This window comes from Bacillus sp. FSL K6-6038 (assembly GCF_038050455.1).
GTDB classification, from domain to species: Bacteria; Bacillota; Bacilli; order Bacillales; family Bacillaceae_G; genus Bacillus_A; species Bacillus_A pseudomycoides.
Genome location: NZ_JBBOUH010000004.1, coordinates 41,184 through 47,285 on the forward strand (window position 1 = coordinate 41,184; position 6,102 = coordinate 47,285).

At 36.5% G+C, this 6,102-nt stretch carries 4 protein-coding genes; all 4 read left to right on the forward strand.

Features of this window, described 5'->3' with window-relative positions:
- Positions 1-65: 65 nt before the first annotated feature.
- The 4 genes from yaaA to gyrA all read left to right on the forward strand — a co-directional run bounded on the left by yaaA (position 66) and on the right by gyrA (position 5,933).
- Positions 66-278, forward strand: a complete 213-nt coding sequence (yaaA, locus tag NSQ40_RS29260; RefSeq protein ID WP_003194149.1) for a S4 domain-containing protein YaaA — start codon at positions 66-68, stop codon at positions 276-278.
- Positions 279-290: 12 nt separating this feature from the next.
- A complete protein-coding gene (gene recF, locus NSQ40_RS29265) occupies positions 291-1,418 on the forward strand; it encodes a DNA replication/repair protein RecF (protein WP_003194147.1) in 1,128 nt (375 codons plus the stop codon).
- Between the two features lie 38 nt (positions 1,419-1,456).
- Complete coding sequence (gyrB, locus tag NSQ40_RS29270; RefSeq protein ID WP_003194145.1) at positions 1,457-3,379, forward strand: DNA topoisomerase (ATP-hydrolyzing) subunit B; 1,923 nt, start codon at positions 1,457-1,459, stop codon at positions 3,377-3,379.
- A gap of 88 nt (positions 3,380-3,467) precedes the next feature.
- Positions 3,468-5,933: a DNA gyrase subunit A gene (gene gyrA, locus NSQ40_RS29275; protein WP_003194143.1), complete on the forward strand. Its 2,466-nt coding sequence runs from the start codon at positions 3,468-3,470 to the stop codon at positions 5,931-5,933.
- Positions 5,934-6,102 lie beyond the last annotated feature (169 nt).

Consider the following 6,102-nt stretch of genomic DNA (forward strand, 5'->3'; position numbering starts at 1 on the left):
CTTTCCTAATGCGGGTTTATTTAGTACAATGAAAGAATGAACACTTTCAGAAAGTGAGCGATTTTATGAAACGTATTAAGATTTCAACTGAGTATATTACCCTGGGACAATTTTTAAAGTTAGCTGATGTAATTGATACAGGCGGTGCTGTTAAATGGTTCTTACAAGAATACGAAGTGTATGTCAATCAAGAGCTTGAAAATAGAAGAGGCCGAAAGTTGTATGCAAATGATATTGTTGAAATTCCGGGAAACGGAACATTTCAAGTTCAAGCATAAAGGGGGAGCCCTTTGTATATTAAAGAATTACAATTAAAAAATTATCGCAATTATGAATATCTGGATCTCTCCTTTGAGGATAAAGTGAATGTAATTATTGGTGAAAATGCTCAAGGGAAAACGAATTTGATGGAAGCTATTTATGTATTAGCGATGGCCAAGTCTCATCGAACTTCGAACGATCGTGAACTTATCCGGTGGGATGAGGATTATGGTAAAATAAAAGGTAGATTACAAAAGCGAAACAGTTCCTTGTCTTTAGAATTAAATATTTCTAAAAAAGGGAAGAAGGCAAAATTAAATCAGCTAGAACAACAAAGGTTAAGCCAATATATTGGTGAAATGAATGTTGTTATGTTTGCCCCAGAAGATTTAAATCTTGTAAAAGGAAGCCCTCAAGTACGAAGACGCTTTTTAGATATGGAACTTGGACAAATAGCTCCTGTCTATTTGTATGAGTTAAGTCAATATCAAAAAGTGCTCACGCAGCGAAATCACTTGCTTAAAAAAATGCAAGGGAATAGTAAAAATGAGGAAACGATGTTGGATGTATTTACACTGCAACTCATTGAACATGGTACAAAAATTTTGCAAAAACGTTTTGAGTTTCTGCATTTATTACAAGAATGGGCTGCTCCAATCCATCGTGGCATTAGTAGGGGATTAGAGGAACTAGAAATAGTCTATAAACCGAGCGTAGATGTATCAGAATCAATGGATTTGTCGAAAATAAAAGAAGTATACTATGAAAGTTTTCAATCTGTGAAACAACGTGAAATTTTCCGTGGTACAACTTTAATTGGTCCTCATCGTGACGATCTACAATTCTTCGTTAATGATAAAAATGTTCAAGTCTTTGGTTCACAAGGGCAACAACGAACAACCGCACTTTCCCTAAAGTTAGCTGAAATTGAATTGATTTATTCAGAGGTTAAAGAATATCCAATCCTCTTATTAGATGATGTGTTATCAGAGTTAGATGATTATCGTCAATCACATCTTTTAAATACAATTCAAGGAAAAGTGCAAACATTTGTGACAACGACAAGTGTCGACGGAATTGAACACGAAACATTAAAGCAAGCGAAAACAATTCATGTAACGAACGGCACGGTAGATTGTGAAATAGACAGAACATAATTTCTGTTTAAATGGAAAAGTAGGTGATCTTTGTGTCAATGGAACAAAAGCAAATGCAGGAAAATTCATATGATGAAAGTCAAATACAGGTGCTTGAGGGACTGGAAGCAGTTCGAAAACGCCCGGGTATGTATATTGGATCTACAAGTGGGAAGGGTCTTCATCACCTTGTATGGGAAATTGTAGATAATAGTATTGATGAAGCATTAGCAGGATACTGTGATGAAATTAATGTTAGCATCGAAGAAGATAATAGTATTCGTGTGACGGATAATGGTCGTGGTATTCCAGTTGGTATACAAGAAAAAATGGGACGTCCTGCTGTAGAGGTTATTATGACTGTACTCCACGCAGGTGGTAAATTTGGCGGTGGCGGTTATAAAGTTTCCGGTGGTTTACATGGTGTAGGTGCATCTGTTGTAAATGCTCTATCAACAGAGTTAGAAGTATTTGTACATCGTGAAGGTAAAATTCATTATCAAAAGTATGAACGAGGTATCCCAGCTGCAGATTTAAAGGTAATTGGCGAAACAGATCATACAGGAACAATAACTCGTTTCAAGCCAGATCCAGAAATTTTTAAAGAAACTACAGAATACGATTTTGATACATTAGCAACACGTATGCGTGAACTAGCATTTTTAAATCGTAATATTAAATTGATAATTGAAGATAAACGCGAAAATAAGCAGAAGAAAGAGTTCCATTATGAAGGTGGAATTAAATCTTATGTTGAGCATTTAAACCGCTCGAAGCAACCGATTCATGAAGAACCTGTATATGTAGATGGTTCGAAAGATGGAATTCAAGTTGAAGTTTCTCTTCAATATAACGAAGGTTATACAAACAATATTTATTCATTTACGAATAATATTCATACGTATGAAGGCGGTACACATGAGGTTGGTTTCAAGACTGCCCTAACGCGTGTAATAAATGATTATGGACGAAAAAATAACATCTTAAAAGATGCTGATAGTAACCTAACAGGTGAAGATGTACGTGAAGGACTAACAGCGATTGTTTCCATCAAACATCCGAATCCACAGTTTGAGGGACAAACGAAAACAAAACTTGGGAATAGTGAAGCGAGAACGATTACAGAATCTGTTTTCTCAGAAGCGTTCGAAAAGTTTTTACTTGAGAATCCAAATGTTGCTCGTAAGATTGTGGATAAAGGAACAATGGCAGCACGTGCACGTGTAGCAGCGAAGAAGGCACGTGAATTAACACGCCGAAAGAGTGCGCTGGAAGTATCTAGTTTGCCAGGGAAGCTTGCAGACTGTTCTTCTAAAGATCCTTCGATTAGTGAAATTTACATCGTAGAGGGAGATTCTGCAGGAGGTTCTGCAAAACAAGGACGCGATCGCCACTTTCAAGCGATTTTACCACTTAAGGGTAAAATTATTAACGTTGAAAAGGCACGATTAGATAAGATTTTATCTAATGATGAAGTACGTACGATTATCACAGCGATTGGTACAAATATCGGTGGGGATTTTGATATTGAAAAAGCTCGCTATCATAAAGTTATTATTATGACCGATGCCGATGTTGATGGCGCGCATATTCGTACTCTATTATTAACGTTCTTCTATCGTTATATGCGTCAAATCATTGAACATGGTTATATATATATTGCACAACCACCATTGTTTAAAGTGCAACAAGGGAAAAAGATTCAATATGCTTATAACGATAAAGAGCTTGAAAAGATATTAGCAGAGTTACCAGCTCACCCAAAACCTGGTATTCAGCGTTACAAAGGTCTTGGGGAAATGAATCCGACTCAATTATGGGAAACGACAATGGATCCAGAAGTACGTTCATTACTTCAAGTTTCTCTGCAAGATGCAATTGAAGCAGATGAAACGTTTGAAATTTTAATGGGTGATAAAGTAGAGCCACGTCGTAACTTTATCCAAGAAAATGCAAAATACGTGAAAAACCTTGATATTTAAGTAAGTAATGACAGGAATCTAAGCATTCCTGTCTTCTACATATAAATCAATGTATATGTAACGGAAATGTAAGAGGAGGTGCTCGTTGATGTCAGACAATCAAGAACAAGCACGAATTCGAGAAATTAATATTAGTCATGAAATGCGTACCTCATTTTTAGATTACGCAATGAGTGTTATCGTATCTCGTGCACTACCAGATGTTCGTGATGGGTTAAAACCTGTGCATCGCAGGGTTTTATACGCAATGAATGATTTAGGGATTACTGCTGATAAAGCATATAAAAAATCAGCGCGTATTGTTGGCGAAGTAATTGGTAAGTATCACCCGCATGGTGATTCAGCCGTTTACGAAACAATGGTACGTATGGCACAAGATTTTAGTCAACGTTATATGCTTGTTGATGGGCATGGTAATTTCGGTTCTGTTGATGGAGATTCAGCAGCAGCAATGCGTTATACAGAAGCAAGAATGTCTAAGATTTCTATGGAGCTGTTGCGTGATATTACGAAAAACACGATAGATTACCAAGACAATTACGATGGTTCTGAGAGAGAACCAATTGTATTACCAGCACGCTTTCCTAACTTATTAGTAAACGGTACGACAGGTATCGCGGTTGGTATGGCAACAAATATTCCGCCTCATCAACTTGGAGAAGTAATTGATGGCGTGCTAGCATTGAGTCATAATCCTGACATTACTATTGCGGAATTAATGGAATTTATTCCGGGACCAGATTTCCCAACGGCGGGTCTAATCTTAGGGAGAAGTGGAATTCGAAGAGCGTATGAAACAGGTCGCGGTTCTATTATACTTCGTGCTAAAGTTGAAATTGAAGAAAAGGCAAATGGAAAACAAGCAATTATTGTAACAGAGCTGCCTTATCAAGTGAATAAAGCTCGATTAATTGAAAAAATTGCAGAGTTAGTTCGCGATAAAAAAATCGAAGGTATTACAGATTTACGCGATGAGTCAGATCGAAATGGTATGCGTATTGTCATGGAAGTACGCCGTGATGCAAATGCAAACGTACTATTAAATAATTTATATAAACATACAGCGCTTCAAACAAGCTTTGGTATTAATATGTTATCGCTCGTGAATGGGGAGCCACAAGTATTAAACTTAAAACAAACTTTATATTATTATTTAGAGCATCAACAGGTAGTTATTCGTAGACGTACTGCTTATGAATTAGAGAAAGCGGAAGCTCGGGCTCATATTTTAGAGGGGTTACGAATTGCATTAGATCACCTTGATGAAGTAATTACTTTAATTCGTAGTTCAAAGACTGCTGATATTGCAAAACAAGGATTGATGGAACGTTTTGGTTTAAGTGAAAAACAAGCGCAAGCAATTTTAGATATGCGTCTGCAACGCTTAACAGGACTAGAACGTGAAAAAATTGAACAAGAATATCAAGACTTAATGAAGTTAATTGCTGAATTAAAGGCCATCTTAGCAGATGAAGAAAAGGTTCTTGAAATTATTCGTGAAGAATTAACAGAAGTAAAAGAACGCTTTAATGATAAAAGAAGAACAGAAATTACAATTGGTGGTATGGAATCAATTGAAGATGAGGATTTAATCCCAGAGCAAAATATCGCTATCACACTTACTCATAATGGTTATATCAAAAGGTTACCAGCTTCTACGTACAAAACACAGAACCGTGGAGGACGTGGTGTACAAGGAATGGGTACGAATGATGATGACTTTGTTGAGCATTTATTGACAACGTCTACACATGATCATATTCTATTCTTCACAAACAAAGGTAAAGTATACCGTACAAAAGGATATGAAATTCCAGAGTATAGCCGTACGGCAAAAGGTATACCAATTGTTAATTTGTTAGAAGTAGATAAAGGTGAGTGGGTCAACGCTATTATTCCAATCCGTGAATTTGGTGATGATCAATTCTTATTCTTCACAACAAAACAAGGTATTTCTAAGAGAACGCCTCTTTCATCATTTGCCAATATACGTACGAATGGTTTAATTGCAATTTCCCTTCGTGAAGAGGACGAAGTAATCTCTGTACGATTAACATCTGGTGATAAGGATATTATTGTTGGAACAAGTAACGGTATGTTAATCCGTTTCAATGAGCAAGATGTTCGTTCTATGGGACGTAATGCGGCAGGTGTAAAGGCTATTACACTAGGTGATGAAGACCAAGTTGTAGGTATGGAAATTGTTGAAGAGGATATGAACGTTTTAATTGTAACCAAAAATGGTTACGGAAAACGTACACCGGTTGATGAATATCGTCTACAAAGTCGCGGTGGTAAAGGTTTAAAAACATGTAATATCACAGATAAAAACGGTAAATTAGTAGCAGTTAAGTCTGTAACTGGCGAAGAAGATATTATGCTAATTACAGCTGCGGGTATTATTATCCGTATGCCAGTTGATCAAATTTCTCAAATGGGTCGTAATACGCAAGGTGTACGATTAATCCGTTTGGAAAATGAACAAGAAGTAGCAACAGTAGCAAAAGCGCAAAAAGATGAAGAAGATGGAAGCGAAGAGGCTTCTGAAGAATAAGAGTGGGGATTTTCCCTCTCTTATTTTTTTTTTAGAATAATACTTGCATAGAGATGGGAAAGTCTATATAATAGGCAGAGTCAGCAAATGAGAGATACAAGTTATCGAAAAAACTTGTTGACGAAAATAATATACTGTGTTATATTATAAAAGTCGCCGAAACGCGATG